Source organism: Rhizobium sp. Leaf453 (assembly GCF_001425605.1).
In the GTDB taxonomy this organism is placed as follows: Bacteria; Pseudomonadota; Alphaproteobacteria; order Rhizobiales; family Rhizobiaceae; genus Pararhizobium.
Genome location: NZ_LMRG01000013.1, coordinates 1 through 26,412, shown reverse-complemented (window position 1 = coordinate 26,412; position 26,412 = coordinate 1). Strand labels below are relative to the sequence as shown.

The window sequence follows — 26,412 nt, the reverse complement described above, 5'->3', positions numbered from 1 at the left end:
GATTTCAGAGTTCCTTCCGTATGCAGAGGTAGACAAGGGACATTACGGGCTTACGTGACAGCTGGCTGCTTAGCTGTGGTGCCCGTGCAGGATAAACCTCATTTGGCGCAGATGCACTGATCAGCTGGAACAAGCTGGCGGCTCAAAGCTTTTGTTGAATAAGCCGCACGACAAAGGTCATTCATGTGCTCTGCAAACTGCGCATACGGATTGGAACGGGTAATACTGCTCACCCGCGGCTCCAATTAGAAAGGCGACATCGGGGCTCCGCGCCTCGCGTGGCCAGTTATTAGCCAGGAGATCGAGATGCCAACGCTAATCCAGATGGAACTTTCGCGACGAGAACTACTTGCGTCGTCGGCCACAACGGTAGCGGTCGCAGGGGTCGCAAAAGAAGTCCGGGCGGCAGGCGCAAGAGGGAAAGAATTGCAAAATACAACGGAAGTCACTTTCAAGGTCAATGGCGACCCGCAGCGCTTGACGCTGGATAACCGTACCACATTGCTCGACGCGCTACGCGAGCACTTGCATTTGACGGGGACGAAGAAGGGCTGCGATCACGGACAGTGTGGGGCATGTACCGTCATCGTGGACGGCCGCCGCATCAACTCGTGTCTGTCCCTTGCTGTGATGCACGACGGCAACAAAATCACCACAATCGAAGGGCTGGGGCAGCCTGGCAATCTTCACCCGATGCAGGCCGCCTTTATTAAGCATGATGGATTTCAGTGCGGCTACTGTACGCCGGGACAAATCTGTTCCTCGGTGGCGGTACTCGAGGAGATCACGGCAAACATCCCGAGCCACGTCACCGAAAATCTCATGCAGCAGGCCACCGTTACCGCGGAAGAAATTCGCGAGCGCATGAGCGGCAACATCTGTCGATGCGGGGCCTACTCCAACATTCTGGATGCCATCCACGAAGTCGCGGGAGTTCCGGCATGAGAGCGTTTTTCTATGAAAAGGCAGCCACTGTAGAGGCTGCGGCAAAAGCGGCGGCCCGGAATCCGGAGGCAAAATTCATTGCTGGCGGTACCAATCTTCTCGACTTGATGAAGCTCGAGATCGAACGGCCGTCGCATCTGATCGATGTGAATGGCCTCGGTTTTGACACGGTCGAGAAGACAGCTGAAGGCGGCATCCGCATTGGAGCACTGGTGCGCAACACCGACCTCGCGGCAGATGAAATGGTTCGGCGGGACTACGGGCTCCTCTCGCGCGCGCTGGTAGCAGGCGCATCTGGACAGTTGCGCAACAAGGCGACGACCGCGGGCAATCTCCTGCAGCGGACACGCTGTCCGTACTTCTACGATACGAACCAACGCTGCAACAAGCGGCAGCCGGGCAGTGGCTGTTCCGCCATTGGCGGTTTCACTCGTCAGCTTGGCGTTGTCGGTGTCAGCGACGCCTGTATCGCTACCCACCCGAGCGACATGGCTGTGGCGTTGCGGACACTGGATGCAGTAGTGGAAACCGTTAAACCCGACGGCGAAAAGCGGGCAATTCCGATCGCCGACTTTCATCGTCTACCGGGAGATACGCCGCATATCGAGACGGCGCTGGAACATGGTGAGTTCATAACAAGCGTCGTCTTGCCGGCGCCGGTCGGCGGGAAGCAAATCTATCGCAAGGTTCGTGACCGTGCATCCTATGCATTTGCACTGGTGTCTGTCGCGGCCGTGATCCGGCCCGACGGCAGTGGACAGATAGCCGTTGGCGGGGTCGCTCCCAAGCCGTGGCGTGTTGAAGCCGCGGAAGCGGAATTGTCGAAGGGCGCTCGCGCCATGGCACTGGCGCTCCTGGCCGATGCCCGACCGACCGAGCAGAACAAGTTCAAGATCAGCCTGACGGAGCGCACGCTTGGCGCCATCCTATCAGAGGCGAGGGGATAAGCCATGCAGTTCGATACTCCAGCAACGACCAATCCGATCGACCAGCTCAAAGTCGTCGGTAAGCCCATTCACCGGATCGACGGCGAGCTGAAAACCACGGGCCGTGCCATGTATGCCTATGAGTGGCGCGATCCCAACACGCGCTATGCCTATGGCTATCCGGTCGGCTCTGCCATCGCCAAAGGGCAGATCACGGCGATCGATAGCGCGGCGGCAAAAAAAGCACCCGGCGTTCTCGCCGTTGTGACCACGCTCGACGTGGGAAACCTGCAAAAAGGCAAGCTGAACACCGCCAAGTTATTCGGCGGTAGCGAGATCCAGCACTATCATCAGGCCGTTGCTGTTGTGGTCGCCGAGACGTTTGAGCAGGCGCGCGCCGCCGCTGCAATGATCAAGGTCGATTACGCGCCACAAAAGGGTGCGTTCGATCTCAGGGCCGAGTTAGCAACCGCCCAGTCGCCCGACCCCTCGACAGAACCGGACAGCTCGTCCGGAGATTTCCAGGCGGCTTTTTCAACGGCCGAGGTGACGCTGGATGCCGAATACACGACGCCTGATCAGTCGCATGCGATGATGGAGCCCCATGCATCGATCGCAGCTTGGAACGGCGAAGAGGTCACAATTTGGACATCCAGCCAGATGATCGACTGGTGGCGTACCGATCTGGCAACTACGCTCGGCGTCGACAAGGAGAAGGTGCATCTGATGTCGCCGTTCATCGGTGGCGGCTTTGGCGGCAAGCTGTTTCTGCGCGCTGATGCGGTGCTTGCGGCATTCGCCGCCAAGACCGTCGGGCGACCGGTCAAGGTGGCGCTTCCCCGCACGATGATTTCCAACAATACGACTCATCGCCCGGCTACGATACAGCGCATCCGGATCGGTGCAGACCGGGATGGCAGGATCACCGCTATTGGCCACGAAAGCTGGTCGGGCGATCTGGCGGGTGGAGGGCCTGAGACAGCAGTGATGCAGACGCGTCTTCTCTATGCCGGTGAGAACCGGATGACCGCAATGAAGCTTGCGACGCTCGATCTGCCGGAAGGCAATGCCATGCGGGCACCCGGTGAAGCTCCGGGTTTGATGGCGCTTGAGATCGCGGTCGATGAGATAGCGGAAAAGCTTGGTATGGACCCGATCGAGTTCCGCATCAAGAACGACACCCAGGTCGATCCCGAGAACCCCGAGCGTCCGTTCTCCCACCGCGATCTTGTCGGTTGTCTGAAACTTGGTGCTGAGAAGTTTGGGTGGGATAAACGCGCCAGCGCAGGCTCGCGTCGTGAAGGCAAATTGATGATCGGCATGGGCGTTGCTGCAGCCTTTCGAAACAATCTCGTTATGCCGTCGGGCGCGCGTGTCAAACTCGACAAGGAGGGGATTGTTACCGTTGAGACCGATATGACCGATATAGGGACCGGCAGCTACACGATCGTCGCCCAGACCACGGCCGAAATGATGGGCGTCGGTATCGATAAAGTCGCTGTCCAACTCGGTGACTCTCGCTTTCCTGTCTCAGCAGGCTCCGGCGGTCAGTTTGGCGCCAACTCCGCCACCTCGGGCGTTTATGCGGCTTGCGTCAAGCTGCGTGAAGCCGTGGCCAGCAAGCTCGGCTTTAACTCAAAGGATGTGATTTTCGAGAACGAAGAAGTCCGCTCGGGCAACCGCGCCGTTGGTCTGGCGGTAGCCGCCGGACCCGATGGTCTTGTCGGAGAGGACACGATGGAGTGGGGGGATCTCACCAAGACCCACCAGCAGTCCACCTTTGGCGGACATTTCGTCGAGGTTGGCGTTGATATCGCAACCGGTGAGACGCGCATCCGCCGCATGCTCGCCGTCTGTGCCGCCGGACGCATCCTCAATCCGATCACCGCCCGCAGTCAGGTGATCGGTGCGATGACAATGGGCGTCGGTGGTGCTCTCTCGGAAGAGCTTGCTGTCGACACCCGTCATGGCTTCTTCGTCAATCACGATCTTGCTGGCTACGAGGTGCCCGTCCACGCCGATATACCGCATCAAGAAGTCATCTTCATGGACGAGACGGATCCGTACTCATCACCTATGAAGGCGAAGGGCGTGGGCGAACTCGGCCTTTGCGGAGTCTCAGCGGCGATCGCCAACGCGATCTACAATGCAACTGGCGTGCGCGTTCGGCACTACCCGATCACACTCGACAAGCTCATCGGCGAATTGCCCGACGTAGCCTGATCACGGTGGTGGCCATAAACGGTTGCCGCCTTGGTTCCCAAATATAGATGCTGAACCAATTGCACGCGATCCGGTTTACGTCGCACACCCTGACTCTCATCTTGCAGCAGGGACCAGGGCGGGTTCGTTCGATTATTGTGGTGACGTGCCCCCGTCAAATTTGGCCACTTGGGACTGGAATTTCCACTTATGATTCCGGTTGGGAAGAAGAGGAGAATTCCATAAAGGCCTCGAAGTTTTCAGAAGCGCAGATCGCGTTCGCTTTGAAACAGGCAGAGGACGGAACGCCGATCGGTGAAGTCTGCCGCGAGGCAGGAATTTCGGACGCGACCTTCTACAACTGGCGCAAAAAATATGCGGAGCTGATGCCCTGGGAGATGAAACGTCTGCGGCAGCTCGAAGAGGAGAATGCCAAGGTGAAGCGGATCCTCGCGGACCTGTCATTGGACAAGGCCATGCTCCAGGACGTGCTGTCAAAAAAGCTCTGGGCCCGCCGGCAAGCGCAAGCTTGTCGACACGGTCAAGGCGGACTGGAAGGTCTCGATCCGGCGCGGATGTTCGGTGTTGAAGATTGACCAGTCGCTTCGCTTTATGTCTACAAGTCCAGGCGTGGCGAGCAGGGCGAGTTGGCTGAAGATCGGGGACATCTGCCAGACGCGGGTGCGCTACGGCTATCGCCTTGTTTATGTCCTTCTAGACGGGACGGATGGCCTGTCAATCCGAAGCGAATCTGTCGCCTTTACAAGGAGATGGACCTCCAGCTCGGCAACAAGGTTCCCAAACGACGGGTCAAAGCGAAGCTGCTGGGCGATGGATTTCGTTCACAACCAGTTGGCTACAGGCCGCAACATCAGGGTTTTGACAGTCGTCGATACTTTCTCGCGCTTCTCGCCGGCAGTCGACACCCGCTTCAGCTACAAAGGCGAAGAGGCGGGGTGCAGACGCTTGAGCGGGTATGCCGCCAAGTCGGATATCCAGCGTCGATCCGTGTCGAAAACGGCAGCAAATTCATCTCGCGCGACCTCGACCTAAGGGCTGGCCTACCACAAGGACGTGGTGCTCGACTTCTCGCGGGCTGGCAAGCCAACCGACAACAGCTACATCGAGAGTTTCAAAGGCAAATCCGGGCTGAGTGCCTGAACGCCCAGTGGTTCATAAGCCTTGACGACGCGCGCTTGAAGATGGATTGGCGTAGAGACTATAATGAGTTCCGGCCACGCAGCGCGATCAGCAACAAGGTGTCGATTTCGCTCATCAACGGCTCATCGGCAGCCCCGCCGGACTGAGACTTAACCCGGAAGATTCCGGCTCCCGCTGGCCCAAAATCGGGGAGCACTTCAAAAAACCGCTGGAGCAACTCAAAACTGGATAAAACTTAGGGGCAAGGTCAGGGGCTATGCCGCCGGCTTAAAGACCGAAGGTCTTACCTGTTTTGGACGAGCATGGCTCGCAAGTTCGCATCTCCTCAAAACCCTTGGACACAGCCAAATCGCTTAGCGCTAAGAGCGCCTTGCCAACGCCTTAACTCGAATTCGGCTGAGTCAGCGCATTAAGATAGATCACCAATGATCTTGACCAGATCAGCGACTGACGTCGCCTTCATCTTACGCATCATGTGACCCCTATGAAGTTTCACCGTTGGCTCCGCGAGTTCTAGCTCAGCCGCAATCTGCTTGTTTAGCTTGCCAGCGACGACGTGGGTCAAGATCTGACGTTCACGTGCAGTGAGCGATATATATCTTAACTGAATCGCGGCTTTTGAGGTTCTTTCCTCGCGGCGAGCGGCATCATTGGCAATTGCCCGGTTAACGGCCTCCAGCAGATCCTGCTCACGGACTGGTTTCGTCAGTACGTCAATGGCACCAGCCTTCATTGCCCGCACGGCCATGGGCACATCGACGTGAGCGCTTATTAGGACAACGGACCTTTGTAGTTCGCTTTGAGCCAAGGCTTCCTGGAACTCAAGTCCGCTTTGCCCGGGAAGGCGGATGTCGAGGACGATGCATCCCGCCTTTTCAGGATCGTCTGCGGCGATGAACTCCTTGACGGAGCCGTGTGTCTCGGCGCTCAGTCCAACAGACTCAAACAGTCCCTTCAGAGCTTCGCGGACACTGTGATCATCATCGATGACTATAACCGTGGGGCGCCTGTTCTTTCTGTCGTCAATCAACGGCTGTCTCCTCGAAGCTGGACAACGTGAAGATAAATGACGCGCCCTTGGCGTGGTTGTTAGTAGCCCGGATTTGACCGCCATGCGCTTCGACGATCGATCGGCAAATAGAAAGCCCCATCCCTATTCCATCCACTTTCGTCGTGTAAAACGCTTCGAATACATGATCGAGCTGATCTGGCGCTATCCCTCGTCCCGTGTCGGAGACACTGATTTCGATATTGCGATCCTGACTGCGCTTACAGCTGACAGTAACGGTCGCCGCTTCGTCAGAGTGCATGGCTTCAGCACTATTCATTATGAGATTGAGAAGCACCTGTTGTAGCTGGGTGCGATCACCCAGAACGAAGAGGGCATCGGGAGACGTTTCCGTAGCGACCTGCAAGCCTCGTGAATGCAACTCCTTCCGCAATAGGAACAAGACATCATGCAGCACCTTGTTAACGTCGGTTCTCTCCATCCGCACTGGAGATCGTTGAGCCATGGCGCGAATGCTGGCGACAATCTCGCCGGCGCGGTGCCCGTCGTGAACAACTCGCTCCGCGGCTGATTGGGCGTGTCTAAGGTCTGTATGCCCGTCCTGCAGCCAGCGAAGGCAGGTCGCCGCATTGGTCACGATTGCCATAAGGGGCTGATTGATCTCATGGGCGATCGAGACAGCCAATTCGCCGATTGTGGTTAACCGGGTGACGTGAGCGAGGTCGCTCTGGCTCCGATGAAGGGATTCTTCAGCTCGTTTTCGATCCTCGATGTCTACAACAACGCCATACCACCGCACTACATTCCCATCCGCATCCAGAAGCGGATTTTGCTGCAGGTTGAACCACCGGTATTCGCCATTGAAGCTTCTGATGCGTGCGTCTACAGGGCGAGGTTGTTTCGTAACGATGATCTCGTCCCACGTCTCCCGCATTCTTTCTGTGTCGTCTTCGTGGAACATCTTATAGAAACCGAAGCCGACAAGTTCTTCGAATGGCAGGCCGACGTAATCGGTAAGATTGCGATTGAAGTAGTCAAGACGGCCGTCAGGTGTGCAAGACCAAGCCATCGCCGGTATCGTATTCAGCACTAGGTTGAGCCGCCTTTCGCTTTCCCGCAAGGCAGCTTCACCTTCTCGAAGCGCGTTCTCTGCTAATTGAAGGTCCTCAATGTCGATATTTACCCCGAACCAGCGCTCTTCGCCTCTCGCGTCAGTGAGCTTCCGGCCCGAGAAATAAAACCAGCGGTACTTGCCATCTTCACCGCGGATGCGACCCTTCAGCTGTGTATGGTCCGAAATCTCTAGATCCCTCTTCCAGATATCGACCATTTCAGGGACGTCATCGGGGTGGTAGAGGTTCAAGAAGCCCCACTCTAGGATCCGCTCAGCCGGTAGCCCAGCATAATCCAGCCAGCTTTTGTTGACGAAGTCCGCGCTTCCGTCTGGTCGTGCCGACCAGACGAGAACTGGAAGTGAGTCAATGATGAGCCGGAGATTCTGCTCGCTCGCTGCAAGCGCGGCCTCAGTTTCTCTGAGAGCATCCTCAGCTTGCTTGCGGTCCTCTATGTCGAGGACCACGCCGTACCATCTGACGACATTTCCTTGCAGGTCGTGCCGCGGCTTTTGCCGAAGACTGCACCACCGAAACACGCCATCCGCACGCTTGATTCGCCCTTCGACTTCCTTGGCAGTCTTGGAAGTCATGATGTTTCGCCATTCATTGGCGAGATGCTTGAGATCGTCAGAGTGGAAGAGACGGTAAAAATTCTCGCCGGCAATGTCAGCAAGCGACAAGCCGACATATTCGAGGAAATGCTGATTGGCGAAATCCAGCATTCCGTCCGATGTAGTAGACCAAGCCATTGCCGGGATCATGTCAATGATCTCGTCTGTGTGTGTTGGGTGTTCCAAGTCGATCCCTCGGCAGCAGGTAACGGTTATGCAGGGCTGAAAATACGCTGTTCCGCCCCGCTGCGTTAGCTGAGATTGATAGACCTTGGTCTATTTTTGCAGTCCCTTCGTCTAGTCGGAGAGGACCAATGTCTCAATTGAGAGCTAGCCTTATCACCCCTACACATGTCTACCAAGGAAGTGGGGTGAGCCTGCCTTGGCAGCGCATCATCACACTCTTCAAAAGGACGGATGTGCGCCAAAAAACTCAACGCTATTGAGCTTTCCCGGGCAGATCAGTCAAACCGGGAGCTTGCGGAATGACCTTAGCTACTTCTCGTCCTTTATCCGAGCCCGTTTCAGTTGTGCTCGTGCACGGTGCGTTTGTGGATGCCTCAGGTTGGCGAAAGGTTTATGACACCCTGTCGGAGGAAGGCTTTGAGGTTCTCGTTGTTCAGAACTCTGCTGTAGGCTTCCATCAGGATGTTGCGCGCACCAAAAGCGTCATCGCCCAGGCGAAACATCCTGTTGTGCTCGTCGGACATTCGTATGGTGGCGCAGTGATTACGGAAGCCGGGAGCGAAGAGAATATCCTCAGTCTCGTTTATCTGGCAGCTTTCGTTCCCGACGTCGGGGAATCCGTTTTCGACCTGGCCTCGCAAGAGGTCCCTGGTGCGGAGAAAGCTCCACTCCTTGCGCCGAAGGATGGCTTCATCAAGATCGATCCGCAGAAGTTCGCGGCAGCATTCTCGGCCGACATAAATCCGGCCGAAGCGCAGTTCATGGCTGCCGCCCAGAGGCCGTGGGGCGTTGAAGCTCTCCAGGGCAAAATCACCTCGGCAGCATGGAAAGCCAAGCCGTCTTTCTACCTGCTCGCAACGGAAGATCGAATGATACCCGTTCAAGCGCAAACCGCGATGGCGGCGCGCGCAGGAGCCGCGGTGGTTGAGGTCAGCAGCAGCCATGCGGTAATGCTGGCGCACCCTGACGAAGTCGCGGCGCTTATCAGAACAGCAGCAGAGCCGTACCAGCGAAACTGATGCAGGGCGTCAGGTGCTGCCCAAATCAATCACCGACAGGGGGATACCATGCGCAACGTTCTTATGCCGACACGTTTAAAGGCGCCACAAATAGCACTCACTAAACCCGAGGAAAATTGCATGCCCCAGCTCTCACGCCGCGCTTTCACAAGCGCTCTACCTCTTGGCCTTGTTGGAGGAACTCTTTTCGGCGGAAGTCTGCTCGGCGACCTCACCGCCCAGGCTGCAACATCCAAGGCTGCCGACACACCGGTCGCAACAACGCCGTTTGCCCAGATACATGTCGGCCGTTTTACGGTAACGGCGCTGACGGACGGGTATGCTGATATGCCCTACAACTACTTTCCGGGACGCTCGGCCCCCGAAGTGGAAAAGGCTGCAAACGCTCAGTTTACGTCCAGACCAAGCGGCGTTCGTTTTCTGTTTAATCAATACCTCGTTGAAGACGGCAAGCAACGCATCCTGATCGATGCCGGCGCTGCAGGTTCTATCGGGGAAACCGGGCATCTCCCGCAGGCGCTTTCTACCCTCGGTCTTGAGCCGAGCCAGATCGATGCCGTTATCGTGACCCACATGCACCAGGACCACATGGGCGGTTTGGTTCTCGGCGGTAAGAACAATTACCCGCATGCCGAGGTCTTTATAGACCGTCGCGACGTCAAGCATTGGACCGACCGAGCAAAGCGAAATGGCGCGCCTGACTTCCTGCAGCCGAGCTTCAAGATGGCCGAAGAGGTGGTGCGTCTCTATCCGAAACTGCAGGCGATCGACGGAGAGCGTGAAATCGTTCCCGGCGTCTCGATTGTCGACCTGACCGGCCATACACCAGGTCATATCGGCGTCCGCATCGAGGATGGCGGCAAGAGCATGATCATGGTTTCCGACATGATCTTCCCGGTCGTCCATCCTTCGGCAACGGATGTTTTTTTTCTGTTCGAACAGGATCAGGCTGCCGCGAAGGCGATGCGCGATCGCTTCTTCCCACAAGCTGCCTCGGAAGGTGCCCTGATCGCTGCGACACACATGCCGTTTCCAGGTCTTGGACGAGTGGTTTCCGATCGTGGCCAGATGCGCTGGCAGGTCGCCGACTGGGCCTTGCAGGACTGATGCTTCAGCCGAAGTATTCGGCCACTTGAAGATAGATCAAGGCCCGCGTTGTCCCTGATGCGGGCCAGCTCGAGTATGGAAACTCGGTATGCCGTACCACTTTCTGGAAGTCGCAGTGACGCCAAGTGTCCGAGCCGCGCAGGCGGACATGGGGGTGGACCAGATATGGATGGGCGAGCACGATCGTCCTGCGGATACTTTAACGGATAACGAGATCAATTTTATCGCGACCCGCGACAGCTTCTATATCGCTTCCGCCTCAGAAACAGGTTGGCCGTATGTTCAACATCGTGGGGGGGAAATCGGATTCCTCAAGGTTGTTGATCGTCAAACGATGGCATTTGCCGACTATCGTGGAAACCGCCAGTACATCAGCGCAGGGAATTTCGCATCCAACGACCGCGCCTGTCTGTTCCTAATGGACTATGTCCGACGGACCCGACTCAAAGTCTATGCACACGTCGAACGACTGACTCTCGACGCCGACCAATCGCTTACGGACCTTGTATCCGATCCGACGTATAGGGGCCGCGCAGAGCGAATATTTAAGCTCCGGCTCGAAGCATACGACTGGAATTGTCCCCAGCACATCATCCCCCGCTACACCGAACAGCAGGTCGAGCAAGCAGTTGCTCCGCTCCATCAGAGGCTGCAGCAGCTGGAAGCCGACAATGCAGCATTGCGGGCACGATTAGAAGGAAGATCCCTATGAACGACGCTCAAAGACAGCCTCTGCCGCCGTTTACACAAGAAACTGCTGCCGAAAAGGTGCAGCTTGCCGAAAATGCCTGGAACAGCCGGGATCCGAGCAAGGTCGCGTTAGCTTACACGGTTGATAGTCAGTGGCGTAACCGCGCCGAGTTCGTTAACCGCCGGGAGGCTATTGTCGCTTTTCTCACCAGAAAATGGCAGCAAGAGCTCGACTACCGTCTGATCAAGGAGCTTTGGGCGTTCAGCGGCGACAGGATTGCCGTCAGGTTTGCATATGAGTGGCATGACGACAGCGGCAATTGGTTTCGATCTTTTGGCAACGAGAACTGGGAGTTCAATGATGGTGGCCTGATGCATAAAAGATACGCCTGCATCAACGACCTGCCGATCTGCGTCGACGACCGTCGCTTTCACTGGCCGCTCGGTCGTCGGCCCGACGACCACCCGGGGCTCAGCGCTCTCGATTTCTGATCAACCTCGTTTCTATCTTCATCAGTCAAAGACCGCGGCAGGCCGTTTTGAATTCGCACGTTTCGCAACGCTTATCTCCAGTAGAAGAGGAGACTACCGAGGTCTAAGCCACTGTCGATCCGTACAATGCCTCACCGGCAACAATCAAGGCCGAAGGGCATTCTCTGAATGCCTGCCAATCAACCTTCTGCGCGATGCTGTCTCCTTCATCCCAGCATCACCATATGGGCCGCCACCTGCTCTTCGAAAAACTTCGAAAACGACGCAATCCTTGGCGGAAGCGCCTGATACGGCGGATAATAGAGCGTCAGCCACAGATCAGGCGGCGCCCATCCCTGCAGCACATGAACCAAGCGTCCCGTTCTCAAATGTTCCGAAATATGAAAACCAGGCAGCATGGCAACGCCTGCCCCGTCGGCGGCCATATCGGCGAGCACTTCGCCGTTATTGGCGCTGAACGCGCGACCGGCCGAGATCGTTATCGTCGATCCTCCATCCGAGAGTACCCAGTTCTCCCGCCGGCTTTCGCCGCTGTAGGCCAGGCAATCGTCGGACGTCAATTCGCCCGGATGCTGCATCTGCGTGAAACGGCTTCCGGGGGCCGCCACGAGAACGCGCGGAACAACACGAATCTTGCGCCAGATCGTGAACTTGTCCGATGGCTGGGCCGAAATGCGGATTGCCAGATCGTAATCGTCATCGACGATATTCACGAGTCCATCCGACAGCGAAATCTCGAAACTCATCTTCGGGTAAAGCTCTCGAAATCCGGACAGGATCGGCGGCAGCACCGCCTTGCCAAACCAGGTCGGCGCGCTTATGCGCAAGCGACCCTGGTCGGCTTTATGGGCGTTTCGAACATCCTTTCGCGCTGTCTCAAGGGCCTGAACCGCTGGCTGGATCTGGGCCGCGAAGACCGCACCGTCGGTCGTCAGCGACACCTGACGCGTGGTGCGCACGAACAATTGCACACCAAGATCATCCTCCAGCGCGGCGATCGAACGGGTCACGGCCGCCGGCGTCATGTCGAGTTCACGCGCCACTTGCGCGAAATTCCGCTTCTCCGCGGCCAGCAGGAAGGTTTTCAGGGCTTTGTAGTCATTCATCTCGATTATTTCAAAAATCGCAATTCATTCGAGAGGAATATTGCAATTCCGCATGGCAATCAACCTGGTTAAATCTGTTTTAAACGGAACGGACAAAGCCAGCGCAGAAAGGCACGGGCCATGATCAAGGATATCAAGGGATTGCATCACATCACCTCGATGGCATCGGATGCACGGCAAATCAACAGGTTCTTCACCGACACGCTCGGTTTGCGGCGCGTGAAGAAGACCGTCAACTTTGATGATCCGAGTGTCTATCACCTCTATTACGGCGACGAAAACGGTACCCCCGGTACGGTCATGACGTACTTCCCATTTCCCAACATGATGCTTGGTCGTCCCGGCGTGGGCGAAGTCGGAGAAACCCAGTTTTCTGTTCCGAAAGGTGCGTTGTCCTTCTGGGCGGACCGTTTCGCCGCCCAGGGCGTGGGCGGTGTCGAGACACATACAGTCTTCGGTGTCAATCGCCTGCGCTTTATCGGCCCGGATGGCGATGGTTTCGCCCTGATAGAGACTGCCGACGATGGGCGCGCCGCATGGGCCGGGGAGGGCGTATCGGACGATGTTGCGATCCGGGGCTTCTCGGGAGCGCGCTTCAACCTTCACGACACGGCCGCAACCGAGGAACTTCTTCTGTTCATGGGATATGAGCGCGCCGAAGTGGAAGGCGACGTCACCCGGCTAGTTATTCACGGCGGCAATGGAGCAGACACGATCGATCTGGTTTCGCTCCCGAAAACGCCCTTTGCCCGCCAGGGTGCCGGTTCGGTGCACCACATCGCCTTTGCAGTCGAGAACCGGGAAAAACAGCTCGAAGTGCGCAGGGCGCTGATGGAGACCGGTTATCAGGTCACGCCAGTCATTGACCGGGATTACTTCTGGGCGATCTACTTTCGAACTCCTGGCGGCATCCTGTTCGAGATTGCCACCAACGCGCCTGGCTTCAATCGTGATGAGGATACTGCTCATCTCGGAGAAGCACTGAAACTGCCGGGTCGCTACGAAAACTTCCGCGACCGGATCGAAGCAAATCTGGTTCCGCTTGCTGCGTAGCCGCAGGCTGAATTCGATCGACTGACTGAAACAATCTTGCCGAATGGAGTTGGCTGTCCGAACCGGGCAGGCGATTCAAGAAAACTTCCGGAATTCCAACTGCCGTGAAACGGCATTCAACATCAAAAACGGAGAACGAAAATGTCGAAGCTCGAAGTCCTCACCCCTGCAAACAGCCAGCTCATTTTCATCGACCAGCAGCCGCAGATGGCTTTCGGCGTTCAGTCGATTGACCGCCAAGCGTTGAAGAATAACGTCGTCGGCCTTGCCAAGGCAGCCAGGATCTTCAACATTCCGACAACGATTACCACGGTCGAAACCGAATCCTTCTCCGGCAACACTTTCCCCGAACTGCTTGCCGTATTTCCGGAAAACGACATTCTCGAGCGCACGTCCATGAACTCCTGGGACGACCAGAACGTTCGTGATGCGCTGGCCAGGAATTCGACGGGTGGCCGCAAGAAGATTGTCGTCTCCGGGCTTTGGACCGAAGTCTGCAACACCACCTTCGCGCTTTCGGCTCTCCACGACGTGCCGGATTATGAGATTTATATGGTTGCCGATGCCTCCGGCGGCACCTCATCGGACGCTCACAAATATGCCATGGACCGTATGGTTCAGGCCGGCGTCATCCCGGTCACCTGGCAGCAGGTTCTGCTTGAATGGCAGCGCGACTGGGCGCGCAAGGAAACCTACGACGCCGTCACCTCGCTGGTGAAGGAGCACTCCGGTGCCTACGGCATGGGCATCGATTACGCAGTCACGCATGTTCATGGTGGTGCAGAGCGCGTCAAGCACGGCAAGCGCATCGGCCCGAACCCGGCCAAGTAAGGCAAACGGCAAAGCCGCTCTGAGACGACAGTTTTTCCAGAGCGGCGTCTCCATTAATCGAGGATAACCCCATGAAGCTCTATCTCATGTCGTTGTGTGCCGGACTGCTGGTCGGCATCGTCTACAGTCTTCTCAATGTTCGCTCGCCGGCTCCGCCGGTCATAGCTTTGGTCGGTCTCTTCGGCATTCTCGTCGGCGAGCAGATCGTTCCATTCGCAAAAACCTTGTGGAGCAAGGAGCCCGCCGCGATTTCCTGGATTCATCAGATCAAGCCGCACATGTTCGGCCACATGCCGAAGGGTCGTGAGGGTGTGGATGTTGTCCGTCACCAGCAACCGCATGTAGAGGAGCACGGCTGATGACCACGCGCCGAACCTTCCTTGGAGGAGCGTCGAGCGTGGCGCTTTCAAACCTCTTTTCAACGGCAAAAGCCGCTGAGCCCAACCAGACCGGAGTAGACCACGTGCATCCCGACCTGATCCTTCACAACGGTCTCATCACCACGCTTGACCGCAGCAATCCGACGGCAAGCGCTGTCGCGATCAAGGATGGCGCCTTTCTCGAAGTAGGCACCGATGCCGAGATCATGGCGCTGGCTGGACCGGAAACGAAGATCATCGACCTCAAAGGCAAGCGCGTATTACCCGGCCTGATCGACAACCACACCCACGTCGTGCGCGGCGGGTTGAACTTCAACATGGAACTGCGCTGGGATGGCGTGCGCTCGCTCGCCGATGCCATGGATATGCTCAAGCGCCAAGTGGCGATTACACCGGCGCCGCAATGGGTGCGCGTCGTCGGCGGCTTTACCGAACACCAGTTCGCCGAAAAGCGCCTGCCAACCATCGAGGAGATCAACGCGATCGCTCCTGATACCCCGGTCTTCCTGCTGCATCTCTATGACCGCGCGCTGCTCAATGGTGCCGCCCTTCGTGCTGTCGGCTATACGCGCGATACGCCCAACCCGCCCGGCGGCGAGATCACTCGCGATGGCAATGGCAACCCGACGGGCATGCTGCTGGCCAAGCCGAACGCCGGCATTCTCTATTCGACGTTGGCCAAGGGCCCGAAGCTGCCGCTCGACTATCAGGTCAACTCTACGCGGCATTTCATGCGCGAACTGAACCGCCTGGGCGTGACCGGTGTCATCGATGCCGGCGGCGGCTTCCAGAACTATCCCGACGATTACCAGGTCATCCAGAAGCTCTCCGACGAAAACCAGATGACCGTGCGTCTGGCCTATAACCTCTTCACCCAGAAGCCGAAGCAGGAAAAGGAGGATTTCATCAACTGGACGTCTTCGGTCAAATACAAGCAGGGCACCGATTACTTCCGCCACAACGGCGCCGGCGAGATGCTGGTCTTCTCCGCCGCCGATTTCGAGGATTTCCGCCAGCCGCGCCCGGAGATGGCGCCGGAGATGGAAGGCGAACTCGAGGAAGTTGTGCGCGTTCTCGCTGAAAACCGCTGGCCCTGGCGCCTGCACGCCACCTATGACGAAACGATCTCGCGAGCGCTCGACGTCTTCGAGAAGGTCAACAAGGATATTCCGCTCGAAGGCCTCAACTGGTTCTTCGACCATGCCGAGACCATTTCCGAGCGCTCGATCGACCGCATCGCGGCGCTTGGCGGCGGTATCGCCACGCAGCATCGCATGGCCTATCAGGGCGAATATTTCGTGGAGCGCTACGGCCATGGCGTGGCGGAGGCGACGCCGCCAATCAAGCGCATGCTGGACAAGGGCGTGAACGTATCTGCCGGCACCGACGCCACCCGCGTTGCCTCCTACAATCCTTGGGTATCACTCTCCTGGATGGTGACAGGCAAGACCGTGGGCGGCATGCAACTCTATCCGCGCGCCAATTGCCTCGATCGCGAGACTGCCCTTCGCATGTGGACGGAGAAGGTCACGTGGTTTTCCAATGAGGAAGGCAAGAAGGGCCGGATCGAGAAGGGGCAGTTCGCCGATCTCGTGGTGCCGAGCAAGGACTTCTTTGCATGTGCCGAGGACGAGATCTCCTTCCTCACCTCCGATCTCACCATGGTTGGCGGCAAGATCGTTTACGGTTCTGGTGATTTCGCCAGGTTTGACGAGAGCGACATTCCGCCGGCCATGCCGGACTGGTCGCCTGTTCGCACGTTCGGCGGTTACGCCGCCTGGGGCGAGCCTGATGGCGCCGGCGCCCGCTCGCTGCGCCGCACGGCGATCTCCACCTGCGGCTGCGCCAGCGATTGTGGAGTCCACGGCCATGACCACGCCGGCGCCTGGACCTCGAAGCTGCCGATCGCCGACCTCAAGGGCTTCTTCGGCGCGCTCGGCTGCTCCTGCTGGGCCGCCTGAGAGCCGACAATCACATGACAGTGAGGGGCGGGTGGCGCTGACCGCCGCCCGCCCTCCTTTTCGGCGTCGCCTGGGCGTCGATAGATAATTGCAAATTATGCAATTAAATCGAAACCATTGATGCAATTGTTGGAGTCAATGGTTCCGGTCAATATCGCTCCATCGAACGACGCAGTGCCGCTCGTACAAAACGGCCCAGATCGAAGGAGCACCAATGACCACTCACCCACGTTCAACAGCCCGTCGCGGGTTTCTCCTTGAGGTCGCTGCCGCACCCGCGACACGGACGGTCGCACTTCTCGCGCTCTGCGCGGCCTATATTCAGGGGCCGCTCACCAAGATCGTCGACTTCGACGGCGCGATCGCCGAGATGAACCACTTCGGCCTTCACCCGGCCCCTGCTTTCGCTATCGCCGTCATCGCCTTCGAACTCACGGCCTCCGCCATGGTGGTCTCCGGCTTCCTGCGCTGGGTAGGCGCCTCTGCTCTTGCGGGCTTCACTATCCTCGCCACCTTCATCGCGCTTCGCTTCTGGGAACTACCTGACGGAATGGAGCGGATGATGGCGACAAATGCCTTCTTCGAACATCTCGGTCTCGCAGGCGCCTTTGTCCTCGTCGCCATCCTCGATATCACCAAGGGAGCCAAAAAATGAGCGCCGCAAAATCCACGGGGAGCAGTTTTGCTCCGCTCGCCCAACCCGTTTTCGCCGTTCTTTGGGGGGCAACCGTTCTCGGTAATACCGGCAGCTTCATGCGCGACGTCGCAAGCTCCTGGCTGATGACGGATCTTTCCGCGTCTCCAGCCGCCGTTGCCATGGTTCAGGCGGCCGGCACCCTGCCGATCTTCCTGCTTGCCATCCCGGCCGGCGTGCTGACCGACATTCTGGACCGCCGCAAATTCCTGATCGCCGTCCAGCTTCTGCTTGCCTCCGTCAGCATCAGCCTGATGGCGCTCGCCCACACCGGAATGTTGTCTGTGAGTGCGTTGATCGGGCTGACATTCCTCGGTGGCATCGGCGCTGCCCTTATGGGGCCGACCTGGCAGGCAATCGTGCCTGAACTCGTCAAGCGCGAGGATGTCAAAAGCGCAGTGGCACTCAACTCACTCGGTATCAATATCGCCCGTTCGATCGGCCCGGCCGCTGGCGGCCTGCTGCTCGCAGCCTTCGGCGCGGGCCTCACCTACGGCGCAGACGTCGCCAGCTACATCATCGTCATCGCCGCGCTGGTTTGGTGGCCGCGCGCCAAGAATGCCAATGATGTGCTTCAGGAGAACTTCTTCGGTGCCTTCCGTGCTGGTCTCCGTTACACCCGCGCCAGCCAGCCGTTGCATGTCGTCCTGCTGCGCGCTGCAATCTTCTTCGCCTTTGCGAGCGCTGTCTGGGCTCTTCTGCCGCTCGTCGCCCGCCAGCTTCTCGGTGGTGACGCCAGCTTTTACGGCATCCTGCTTGGTGCGGTTGGCGCTGGCGCGATCGGTGGTGCGCTTGTCATGCCGAAGCTGCGTGACCGCTTGAGCGCCGACGGTCTTCTGCTGGGTGCCGCGATCATCACGGCAGGCGTCATGGGCGTCCTTTCGCTCGCTCCGCCGAAGTTCGTTGCCATCATCGTGCTGCTCTTCCTTGGCGGCGCCTGGATCACCGCGTTGACGACGCTGAACGGCGCGGCGCAGGCTGTCCTTCCGAACTGGGTGCGTGGCCGCGGCCTGGCCGTCTACCTCACCGTCTTCAACGGTGCGATGACAGCCGGTAGCCTTGGCTGGGGCGCAATCGGCGAAGCCGTGGGTGTGCCGGGTGCATTGCTGATCGGCATGGCCGGACTGCTGGTTGCAGGCTTCATCATGCATCGCCTGAAACTGCCCGCCGGCGACGAGGATATGGTACCTTCGAACCACTGGCCGGAACCCCTCGTCGCCGAACCGGTCGCCCATGACCGCGGTCCGGTCCTCATCCTGATCGAGTACCATGTCGAAAAGCAGCACCGCGAAGCCTTCTTGCATGCGCTGGGTACGCTCTCCCAGGAGCGTCGCCGCGATGGTGCCTATGGCTGGGGCGTGACGGAAGACGCAGCAGATCCTGAAAAGATGGTCGAATGGTTCATGGTGGAATCTTGGGCCGAGCATCTTCGCCAGCACAAGCGTGTCTCCCATGCGGATGCCGACCTGCAGGGCAAAGTGCTCGCCTATCACTCAGGCCCAGAAAAGCCTGTCGTTCACCACTTCGTGACGATCAACAGACCGGGCGTAGCGTGATCAAACGCCGATGGGCGGCCTCTACGGTCGCCCATCGTTTCATTTGTGGCAATTGGTTCGAAAATGTAAACGCCATTGTTGTGTCGAGCGTTTCCACCGACCATGGTGTAGTCGGATGGAATTGAAGCATTTCGATATCAACGCCGCCAATTGTGTTTCGGCGTACCGCCCCTCCCTATAGTTCAGTGTTTTCAGTTGATTATGGAAATGAACAGAAACATGGACGGTTCGAAATCTCTTCAAGAGCGCAATGCCAACTCGCCAAGATCGGCAAGACCGCAATGTAGGGACATGGCAGTGTCCAATTCCTGCCTGGTGTTATGTCCCTCGCGATACAGGTTTATGATGATCGCAGCGGCAAGCTCAGCCTCTGCGCTGTTCTTGGTCAAGTGGTGAGTTTCCAGCCAGTCTTTGAATGATTGGTCGATAACCGACAATTCGTTCGGACCGAATGACGTTTCCAAAAATGCGCGCATACCCTCTCCCTTCTCGCGGCGCACATATGGGAAATCAGCCAGAAGGGGTCAAGTCAGCTGCTTTGGTTAGCGAGAAATTATTGGCGGCCTGTCGGACTTGACGCTGATTTCATTGCGAAAAGACCTTGCTGCGACCATTTCACGCTATACATTGAGCACTGGGACGAACGTTTGCGACATCGCAACGATTTAGAGTGGGCGCCGATGCCGAACGAAACGGGGACAATGTTCTCAGGGCAGGACGAAATTTCTCGGATGATTGAGCGCGGAGACTGGGACCAGTCCATGCTTGGCCCGCCGTTGCTGTGGCCTCCGTGCCTGAGATCTGCTATCGACATTATGCTGCCTTCCATGGCGCAGATCGTTTTGTTCTGGGGGCCGGACTTCGTCGCCGTGTACAACGCACCCTATGCACCTTCGATCGGACAACGGCACCCGAAGGCGTTCGGTCGCCCGGCACGAGAAAACTGGAGCGAGCTATGGGACGACCTCGAACCGCTCCTGCGTCAAGTCTTGGACAAAGGCGAGACGGTCGCCGCCAAGGACCGCCCATTTTATATCGAGCGGCACGGCTACCCGGAAACTGTGTATTTTGACATTTCTTATTCCCCGATCCGCGATGAAAACGGCACCGTTCGCGGCGTCTTCTGCATTGTTAACGAGACGACGGATCGCGTTCGCGCCGATCGGGCGCTCCAGGCAAGCGAAGAACGGCTGCGCGCTGTAATATCGCAGTCCGCGGCCGGGATCGGCCAAGCAAGCCTCAATGGCGAGATCCTGCACGTCAACAAGCGGTTTTGCGAGATTGTCGGCTATGAGGAACAGGAGCTGCTCGGCAAGAACATCCGCGACATTACCTATGCCGACGATATGCCCGAGCAGACCCGATTGTACCAGCGCCTTGCACAGACCGGCGAGAGCTTCGATCTCGAAAAGCGATATGTCCGAAAAGATGGCAGTCCCGTCTGGGTGAACAATACCGTCTCACCGCTTCGAGACTATAGCGGCAGGATTCGCCAGGTTGCGGTCATCTCGATCGATATCAGCGAACGCAAAAAAGGGCAGGAGGTCGAGCGCCAGCTGGCGTCAATCATCGCATCTTCCAATGATGCCATCCTAGGCATCGATCTCGATATGACTATCACGTCTTGGAACGCCTCGGCGGAGAGGCTATACGGTTATAAGGCGGAGGAGATCATCGGTCAGTCCGTACTGACCCTTGTCCCTGCTGATCGGATCGACGAGGAGCCGACGCTGTTGAGCCGCGTCAGGGCCGGATCGACGGTGGAGCCTTACGAAACCAGACGCCGTCACAAAGATGGCCAACTCGTCGATGTTCTCCTCAGCGTCTCGCCAATCTACGACAGTGCCGGCGGAATTATCGGCGCATCCAAGATCGCTCACGATATTTCTGCGAAAAAGGAAGCGGATCGGCTTCAGGCAGTGCTAATCGGCGAGTTGCACCACCGGGTGAAGAATGTCTTTGCGACGGTCATGGCGATTGCCCGTCAGACCCTGGCAAAAGATGGTGGGGCCAGCGGTGCTGTTACCGCCTTCGAGGCTCGCCTTTCGGCCATGGCACATGCCCACGACCTTCTTGCAGAGGGGCATTGGCAGAGTGCCGATCTCAAGGCTGTGGTAGAGCAGGCTATCGCTCCATATCCTTCAGAGCGGTTTGATGTTTCTGGTGATCTCGTCTTGCTGCCGCAAAAGGTCGTTGCGTCACTCTCGCTTGCTCTCCATGAACTCGGCACAAATGCTGCCAAATATGGTGCACTCTTCAATGCGACAGGCAGAATTGCCATCAGCTGGAGCTTCGCTAAAGAGACCGGAGATCTTCGCCTCGTTTGGAGGGAGATGGGCGGACCGGAGGTTCGCCCTCCGACCCGCAAGGGCTTCGGGTCCCGCCTCGTCGAACGCTTGTTGGCCGCGGAGCTGAACGGCAAATCGACAATCACGTATGATCCGTCCGGTGTGATTTGCGAGATTGAAGCGACGACAACGTCTTTGCCCTGACAAAAACCGGAACCAATTCCCCAGCCGCGGCATTTGTTGCGGACAATACGATTAGGACCCCCATGCAAGAAAAGGATCAATATCGGACCGATGCCCGCAACGCCGGCGACCGTCTCGTCGCCGGACATGTAAGCGAGGATCCATTTGCGGCCGCGTTCAAGGCGACCCGGATGCCAATGATCGTCACCGATCCGAACCAGTCCGACAATCCGATCATCTTCTGCAACGAAGCCTTCCGAAGGCTCACGGGCTACAGAGATGACGAGATAATCGGGCGCAATTGCCGTTTCCTGCAGGGTCCAGAGACTGACAAAGCAACGATCGCGAAGATCCGAGAGGGCATCGCGGCCGGCCACGATGTTGCTGTCGATATCCTTAATTACCGGAAAGACGGCACCACGTTTTGGAACGCGGTATTCATCAGCCCCGTCCGGGACGAGGCCGGGACAATCATCTATTTCTTTGCGTCACAGCTCGATTTCACAACGGTCAAAAGCCGGGAAGCAGACCTGGCGGCTGCGCGCCATGAGGCAGAGGCGGAGGTGGCAAAAAACACCGCCAACCTTAAGGCAGCACTGGAGGCGCGCACGCTGCTGGTCCACGAGGTGGACCATCGGGTGAAAAATAACCTGCTGACGATGGCTTCCATCGTAAAAATGCAGGTACGCATCACCGCCGATTACCGGCAAAGGCAGACACTCATGTCGGTCCTCAACCGAATAGAGGCCCTCAGCACGGTTCAGCGAAAGCTGTTCACGCTCGACGACGTGTCGAAGTTCGATGTCTCAGAGTTCACAAAGGAATTGGTGACAGATCTTGTCGATGCCACTGGCCGAAACGACATCCGTCTGTCTTTGGATCTTTCGCCGCTGCTCGTGCCCGCTGTCAAAGCCACGCCTTTGTCCCTGATCGTCAATGAGTTGGTCGGCGATGCAGTTCGACGGGGCCTCATGGACGGCGGCGGCGACATCCACGTGCTGGTCAAACGCCTCAACGGTCATTTTCTGATCCGTGTCGAGGACACATCCGAACCAGTTGAGCCTGATATTGAAAGCACCGAGCTTGGACGCATGTTGATCGAGGCGTCTGCTTTGCAGCTCGGCGCTGAAATCGAACGTAAACAGGATGGCCGAAAGACGGTTGTCGATGTGGTGCTGCTTGTCGGCGACCATCAGGAGAATACACATTGAAAGTTATGATCGTCGAAGACGAAATGCTGCTCGCCATGGAGCTCGAGGCTGAGGTGGAGATGGCGGGCCATCAGGTCACAGGCATAGCCATGAGCAGCAGCCAGGCGCTTAAGCAGATCAACGCGTCCAAGCCGGATTTCGCATTCGTCGACATCCACCTCATGGATGGCCCAACCGGGATCGACGTGGGTCGTGAACTAGCAGCGGCGGGCATTCCCTATATCTTCGTGAGCGGTAATATTAAAAGGATCCCCGAAGGCTTTGCCGGCGCCCTTGGTGCAATTGAAAAGCCTTACACGATGAATGGAATGAAAAATGCCCTGACTTACATTTGCGCAATCGTCGAAGGCGACGAGAGTGGGTCGCCGCCCGCAAGTCTGGTTCTGGCGGAAGATGCGCATGTCGCGAAGCGGTTTGGCTAAGACGCAAGGAGGAGCGTCGGCCTAACTTCAGCAGAAATGCAGGAATCGATGAGTGACAACCAAAATGTTCTGAAAGAGGTCAAACCGAGGCTGCACGCGTTGATCGACGAGCCCTTGAACGATCGGCCGCCGGCGACCAAAGCCCGGTAGGTCCCACCTAAGTTGCATTTTCCGTCGTCGTATGGGCCAACGCGGTATCAGCAAGAGCACGTGCTTTTAAAAATCCGCAGCTTCTCGCATGAATGTAATGTCTAGTGCGAAACAGATGGGCTTTTTCGGTTGGTGGAATAGAAGCGACAGGCGACGTCGTAGCGGGGGTTTAGATTGGTGCTGATCAGAGGTCCAATACTCTCCGCACCTTCTCACCAAGCTGATCAAGGCTGAACGGCTTTTGAAGAAGCTGTGTCTCTCTGCCGAGAACTCCGTTGTGGACGACGGCATTTCGGGTATAGCCGGTCGTATATAGGACCTTCACAGTAGGTAACAGCCCCGTTACGGCATCGGCAAGCTCACGGCCCGTCATTCCAGGCATAACGATATCGGTGAACAAAAGGTCTGGCTTAAGCCCTGCATTTACCAAAGCGAGCGCTTGGGCACCGGAGCCGGCTTCAACGACGGTGTACCCCAATTCTCGAAGCGCTTCTGTTGAGAAAGCGCGAACTCTCTGGTCATCTTCGACGACGAGTATGGTTTCGGAAAGGCTGCCACGACCTGACGACACTAAGACCACATGATTATCTTTGGGTCCGATTTCGCCATCATATCGTGGAAGATAAATTCTGACGGAAGATCCAACTCCTTCCTCCGAATAAATCTTGACGTGTCCGTTAGACTGACGAACAAAACCGAAAATCTGGCTGAGTCCGAGGCCCGACCCCTTGCCAACCTCCTTTGTCGTGAAGAAGGGATCGAACGCCTTCGCCATAACCTCTGGGGTCATACCTGTGCCAGTGTCGGATACCGCGATCATCACATACTGGCCGGCCGCAACCGCATTGTCGTAGGCGTATTCCTCCGACAGGTACGAGTTGGCAGTCTCTACAGTCAGCTTACCGCCGACCGGCATGGCGTCGCGGCCGTTTACCGCGAGGTTGAGGATGGCATTTTCAAGCTGACTGTTATCGGCATGGACTTTCCAAAGGCCGGTGGCGAGAACCGTTTCCACGGAAACGAGCTCGCCGAGTGTGCGCGTCAGCAGCTCCGACATTCCGGCAATCATCCGATTTGCGTCAATCACCTCCGGCTGGAGTGGCTGCCGTCTTGAAAAAGCAAGCAGGCGTTGTGTCAGAGAAGCGGCGCGATTGGCGCCATCCTTCGCTGCCTCGATAAAGCGCGCCAGATCTGTTTCGCCGCGAGCCAACCTCTTTTCCAGAAGGTTGACCGAACCAATGATCACTGCGAGCATATTGTTGAAGTCGTGGGCGATACCTCCGGTCAGCTGTCCGACTGCTTCCATCTTCTGTGCCTGCCTTAGCTGATCCTGAGCCTCGACGAGCTTGGCCGTACGTTTTTCGATCTCTCTTGTCAGCTCCTCGCGCGATTTTGCTAGGACCTCGCGTGCGTCTACGATTTCCTGGATGTCGGTACAGGTGCCGAACCAACGGGTGATTTCGCCAGCTTCATTCCTGACCGGCTGAGCCCGTCCAAGAACCCAGCGGTAGTCGCCACTGCGATGACGGAGGCGGTATTCGATATGGTAAGTGTCGCCCGTCGAGAGGCAGTGCAGCCAGGTTGTCCAAGCGCGATCCTGATCCTCTGGATGGAACATGCCATTCCACGCTTCTCCATCCGTGGACCCAGGCGGTACACCGGTAAAATCGTACCAGCGCTGATTGTAGTAATCGTGATGTCCATCGGGACGCGTTGACCAGATCATCTGGTCGATCGAATTTGTAATCGCGCGGAAACGTTCTTCGCTTTCGCGCAACGCATTTTCCGCCACACGCCTGTCGGTCACGTCAAACGAAACACCAGGGAATCGGAGTGGCGTCGCGTCCGGTGCACGCGTCACCCGCCCTTGCGCCGAAACCCAACGGATCGATCCATCGCGGTTAATCAGACGGTATTCCTGGGAAAATGGGGCTCCAGTTTCGAGCGCTTCAGCAATAGTAGCTTTCAATCGAGCCAAATCATCAGGATGAACCAAAGTAAAGTACTGCGCGATCGGGGCGCCGCCGGCTGCCACTTCTCTCTCAACGCCGTAAATCCTTGCGAAGCGAGCATCCGCAACCAAGCGATCATTCGGGATGTCCCAATCCCAGGTGCCGACCGTCTCGGAGGCGCCGAGCGCATATTCCAGCCGCTCCTCACTTGCTCGGAGAGCCCGCTCCGCGGAAAGCCGCGCGGTCGTCTCGGTGCCCTGATTGAAAATCCCGACAACGCGCCCGCCTGCTGCGAAGATAGGAGCAAAGCTGTAATCCCAGTGCGTATTCTGAACCCGTCCTCCGCGGAGCATCGGCAACATCTGGTCAGCCACCCGAAAGCCTTTGCGACGCTCGATCACCGAGTTCAGCTGAGGCTCAATGATGTGCCAGATATCCGACCACACTTCCGAGGCAGGCCGTCCGAGAGCCCAAGGATGCTTCTCTCCGGCGATCGGTGCCCAAGCGTCGTTATAAAGCAGCCGGAAATCTTTGCCCCAATAAATTGCGGTGGGAAGGTCGGTGCTCAGGCAAAGCGCAAGTGTTGTCTGCAACTCGAGTGGCCAATCGGCGATCGGATCAAGATTTGATCCCCGCCAGTCGAACATACGAATTCGCTCGGCCATTTCTCCATCTGCGGCCGAAAGCGCGTGCATCATGTAAGGGCCTCTAATATCGTTCGCGCAATAGCGCATTCTTCTATAAATAATGCAGGCTTTTGGTGATAGGGGCACCAGCGGCGCTCGACCACATTTGACGAGGATAGCCGTAAAATCAGGAAATTATAAAGCGAAAAAAGGGCGCGTCTGTTCCACCTCTGCATACCACTGCTGCAATGGTGTCGTCACTAATCCTTGAGTATATTGCTCCCGCATTCCAGCGGAGCCTCCTGTTTGGTGCTAAGAGGCAGGAATGGATAAGCCTAGTCCGAGGTGAGACTTTCCGTCAGGAGTTGGTCGCGATCGCGCATGCCTCTGTTGTAAAGCCTGGCGACTAATGCTGTCAGGCTTCCGATCGCGCCCGGGTCGTTCACGAGACCTTTTGCTCGAGCGATCTCCTTGACGACGCCAGCACACAGACGCGCATCTTCCTGCGCCAGCACACAGACGCGCATCTTCCTGCG

General features: G+C 57.5%; 23 protein-coding genes and 1 pseudogene. 18 read left to right on the top strand and 6 right to left on the bottom strand.

The window, feature by feature from the left end; genetic code table 11:
* The first annotated feature begins 306 nt into the window (after nt 1–306).
* The 5 genes from paoA to ASG68_RS32780 all read left to right on the top strand — a co-directional run bounded on the left by paoA (nt 307) and on the right by ASG68_RS32780 (nt 5,380).
* A complete protein-coding gene (paoA, locus tag ASG68_RS17190; RefSeq protein ID WP_062609926.1) occupies nt 307–945 on the top strand; it encodes an aldehyde dehydrogenase iron-sulfur subunit PaoA in 639 nt (212 codons plus the stop codon).
* Nucleotides 942–1,892, top strand: a complete 951-nt coding sequence (locus tag ASG68_RS17185; protein ID WP_062601941.1) for an FAD binding domain-containing protein — start codon at nt 942–944, stop codon at nt 1,890–1,892. Before paoA ends, ASG68_RS17185 begins: the two co-directional genes overlap by 4 nt.
* Nucleotides 1,893–1,895: 3 nt before the next feature.
* A complete protein-coding gene (gene paoC / locus ASG68_RS17180) occupies nt 1,896–4,094 on the top strand; it encodes an aldehyde oxidoreductase molybdenum-binding subunit PaoC (RefSeq protein ID WP_062581680.1) in 2,199 nt (732 codons plus the stop codon).
* A 47-nt stretch (nt 4,095–4,141) separates the two neighbouring features.
* The gene (locus ASG68_RS32785; protein WP_274534225.1) at nt 4,142–4,669 is read left to right on the top strand and encodes a transposase; all 528 of its coding nucleotides are present in this window, start codon (nt 4,142–4,144) and stop codon (nt 4,667–4,669) included.
* A 174-nt stretch (nt 4,670–4,843) separates the two neighbouring features.
* A complete protein-coding gene (locus ASG68_RS32780) occupies nt 4,844–5,380 on the top strand; it encodes an integrase core domain-containing protein (RefSeq protein WP_274534224.1) in 537 nt (178 codons plus the stop codon).
* A gap of 263 nt (nt 5,381–5,643) precedes the next feature.
* Here the strand turns inward: ASG68_RS32780 and ASG68_RS17165 are convergent, their stop codons facing one another.
* Both ASG68_RS17165 and ASG68_RS17160 read right to left on the bottom strand, forming a co-directional pair.
* Nucleotides 5,644–6,264 (bottom strand): response regulator transcription factor, encoded by a 621-nt coding sequence (locus ASG68_RS17165; RefSeq protein ID WP_062581679.1) that lies wholly within the window; start codon nt 6,262–6,264, stop codon nt 5,644–5,646.
* Nucleotides 6,257–8,155 (bottom strand): PAS domain-containing sensor histidine kinase, encoded by a 1,899-nt coding sequence (locus ASG68_RS17160; RefSeq protein WP_082477956.1) that lies wholly within the window; start codon nt 8,153–8,155, stop codon nt 6,257–6,259. The genes ASG68_RS17165 and ASG68_RS17160 overlap by 8 nt, the downstream gene beginning before the upstream one ends.
* A gap of 299 nt (nt 8,156–8,454) precedes the next feature.
* On the opposite strand from ASG68_RS17160, the gene ASG68_RS17155 reads away from it, so the two are divergent.
* The 4 genes from ASG68_RS17155 (at nt 8,455) to ASG68_RS17140 (ending at nt 11,463) form a co-directional block, all read left to right on the top strand.
* Nucleotides 8,455–9,174, top strand: coding sequence for an alpha/beta hydrolase (locus tag ASG68_RS17155; protein ID WP_062581675.1), 720 nt, complete (start codon nt 8,455–8,457; stop codon nt 9,172–9,174).
* Nucleotides 9,175–9,294: 120 nt separating this feature from the next.
* Nucleotides 9,295–10,281 carry an MBL fold metallo-hydrolase gene (locus tag ASG68_RS17150; protein WP_062581674.1) on the top strand — a complete coding sequence of 329 codons (987 nt, stop codon included), beginning with the start codon at nt 9,295–9,297 and terminating at the stop codon, nt 10,279–10,281.
* An 88-nt stretch (nt 10,282–10,369) separates the two neighbouring features.
* The gene (locus ASG68_RS17145; RefSeq protein WP_062601939.1) at nt 10,370–10,993 is read left to right on the top strand and encodes a pyridoxamine 5'-phosphate oxidase family protein; all 624 of its coding nucleotides are present in this window, start codon (nt 10,370–10,372) and stop codon (nt 10,991–10,993) included.
* Entirely contained in the window at nt 10,990–11,463 is a 474-nt protein-coding gene (locus tag ASG68_RS17140) for a DUF1348 family protein (RefSeq protein ID WP_062601938.1), read from the top strand. Before ASG68_RS17145 ends, ASG68_RS17140 begins: the two co-directional genes overlap by 4 nt.
* Nucleotides 11,464–11,669: 206 nt before the next feature.
* Here ASG68_RS17140 and ASG68_RS17135 read toward each other — a convergent pair whose 3' ends face one another.
* The gene (locus ASG68_RS17135; protein WP_062581669.1) at nt 11,670–12,569 is read right to left on the bottom strand and encodes a LysR family transcriptional regulator; all 900 of its coding nucleotides are present in this window, start codon (nt 12,567–12,569) and stop codon (nt 11,670–11,672) included.
* Between the two features lie 120 nt (nt 12,570–12,689).
* On the opposite strand from ASG68_RS17135, the gene ASG68_RS17130 reads away from it, so the two are divergent.
* The 6 genes from ASG68_RS17130 to ASG68_RS17105 all read left to right on the top strand — a co-directional run bounded on the left by ASG68_RS17130 (nt 12,690) and on the right by ASG68_RS17105 (nt 19,044).
* Nucleotides 12,690–13,622 carry a VOC family protein gene (locus ASG68_RS17130; RefSeq protein WP_062581667.1) on the top strand — a complete coding sequence of 311 codons (933 nt, stop codon included), beginning with the start codon at nt 12,690–12,692 and terminating at the stop codon, nt 13,620–13,622.
* A gap of 141 nt (nt 13,623–13,763) precedes the next feature.
* A complete protein-coding gene (locus ASG68_RS17125; RefSeq protein ID WP_062601934.1) occupies nt 13,764–14,453 on the top strand; it encodes a hydrolase in 690 nt (229 codons plus the stop codon).
* Between the two features lie 71 nt (nt 14,454–14,524).
* Nucleotides 14,525–14,812, top strand: a complete 288-nt coding sequence (locus ASG68_RS17120) for a XapX domain-containing protein (RefSeq protein WP_062581664.1) — start codon at nt 14,525–14,527, stop codon at nt 14,810–14,812.
* Nucleotides 14,812–16,794, top strand: coding sequence for an amidohydrolase (locus ASG68_RS17115; protein WP_062601932.1), 1,983 nt, complete (start codon nt 14,812–14,814; stop codon nt 16,792–16,794). Before ASG68_RS17120 ends, ASG68_RS17115 begins: the two co-directional genes overlap by 1 nt.
* A 214-nt stretch (nt 16,795–17,008) precedes the next feature.
* Nucleotides 17,009–17,449 carry a DoxX family protein gene (locus tag ASG68_RS17110; protein WP_062581661.1) on the top strand — a complete coding sequence of 147 codons (441 nt, stop codon included), beginning with the start codon at nt 17,009–17,011 and terminating at the stop codon, nt 17,447–17,449.
* On the top strand, nt 17,446–19,044 hold the full coding sequence (locus ASG68_RS17105; protein ID WP_062581659.1) for an MFS transporter: 1,599 nt from the start codon (nt 17,446–17,448) through the stop codon (nt 19,042–19,044). Before ASG68_RS17110 ends, ASG68_RS17105 begins: the two co-directional genes overlap by 4 nt.
* Before the next feature lie 239 nt (nt 19,045–19,283).
* Here ASG68_RS17105 and ASG68_RS17100 read toward each other — a convergent pair whose 3' ends face one another.
* Nucleotides 19,284–19,520 carry a hypothetical protein gene (locus ASG68_RS17100; protein ID WP_062581657.1) on the bottom strand — a complete coding sequence of 79 codons (237 nt, stop codon included), beginning with the start codon at nt 19,518–19,520 and terminating at the stop codon, nt 19,284–19,286.
* A 204-nt stretch (nt 19,521–19,724) separates the two neighbouring features.
* Between ASG68_RS17100 and ASG68_RS17095 the strand changes: the two genes are divergently transcribed.
* From ASG68_RS17095 to ASG68_RS17085, 3 genes are all read left to right on the top strand, one after another.
* The gene (locus ASG68_RS17095; RefSeq protein WP_062601929.1) at nt 19,725–21,536 is read left to right on the top strand and encodes a PAS domain S-box protein; all 1,812 of its coding nucleotides are present in this window, start codon (nt 19,725–19,727) and stop codon (nt 21,534–21,536) included.
* A 62-nt stretch (nt 21,537–21,598) separates the two neighbouring features.
* Complete coding sequence (locus ASG68_RS17090) at nt 21,599–22,726, top strand: PAS domain-containing protein (RefSeq protein WP_062581653.1); 1,128 nt, start codon at nt 21,599–21,601, stop codon at nt 22,724–22,726.
* On the top strand, nt 22,723–23,148 hold the full coding sequence (locus ASG68_RS17085; RefSeq protein ID WP_062581651.1) for a response regulator: 426 nt from the start codon (nt 22,723–22,725) through the stop codon (nt 23,146–23,148). The genes ASG68_RS17090 and ASG68_RS17085 overlap by 4 nt, the downstream gene beginning before the upstream one ends.
* A 334-nt stretch (nt 23,149–23,482) precedes the next feature.
* Here ASG68_RS17085 and ASG68_RS17080 read toward each other — a convergent pair whose 3' ends face one another.
* Nucleotides 23,483–25,948 (bottom strand): PAS domain-containing protein, encoded by a 2,466-nt coding sequence (locus ASG68_RS17080; protein WP_162243543.1) that lies wholly within the window; start codon nt 25,946–25,948, stop codon nt 23,483–23,485.
* Nucleotides 25,949–26,211: 263 nt separating this feature from the next.
* Nucleotides 26,212–26,412 (bottom strand): annotated as a pseudogene (locus ASG68_RS32055) (hypothetical protein); the annotation flags it as partial.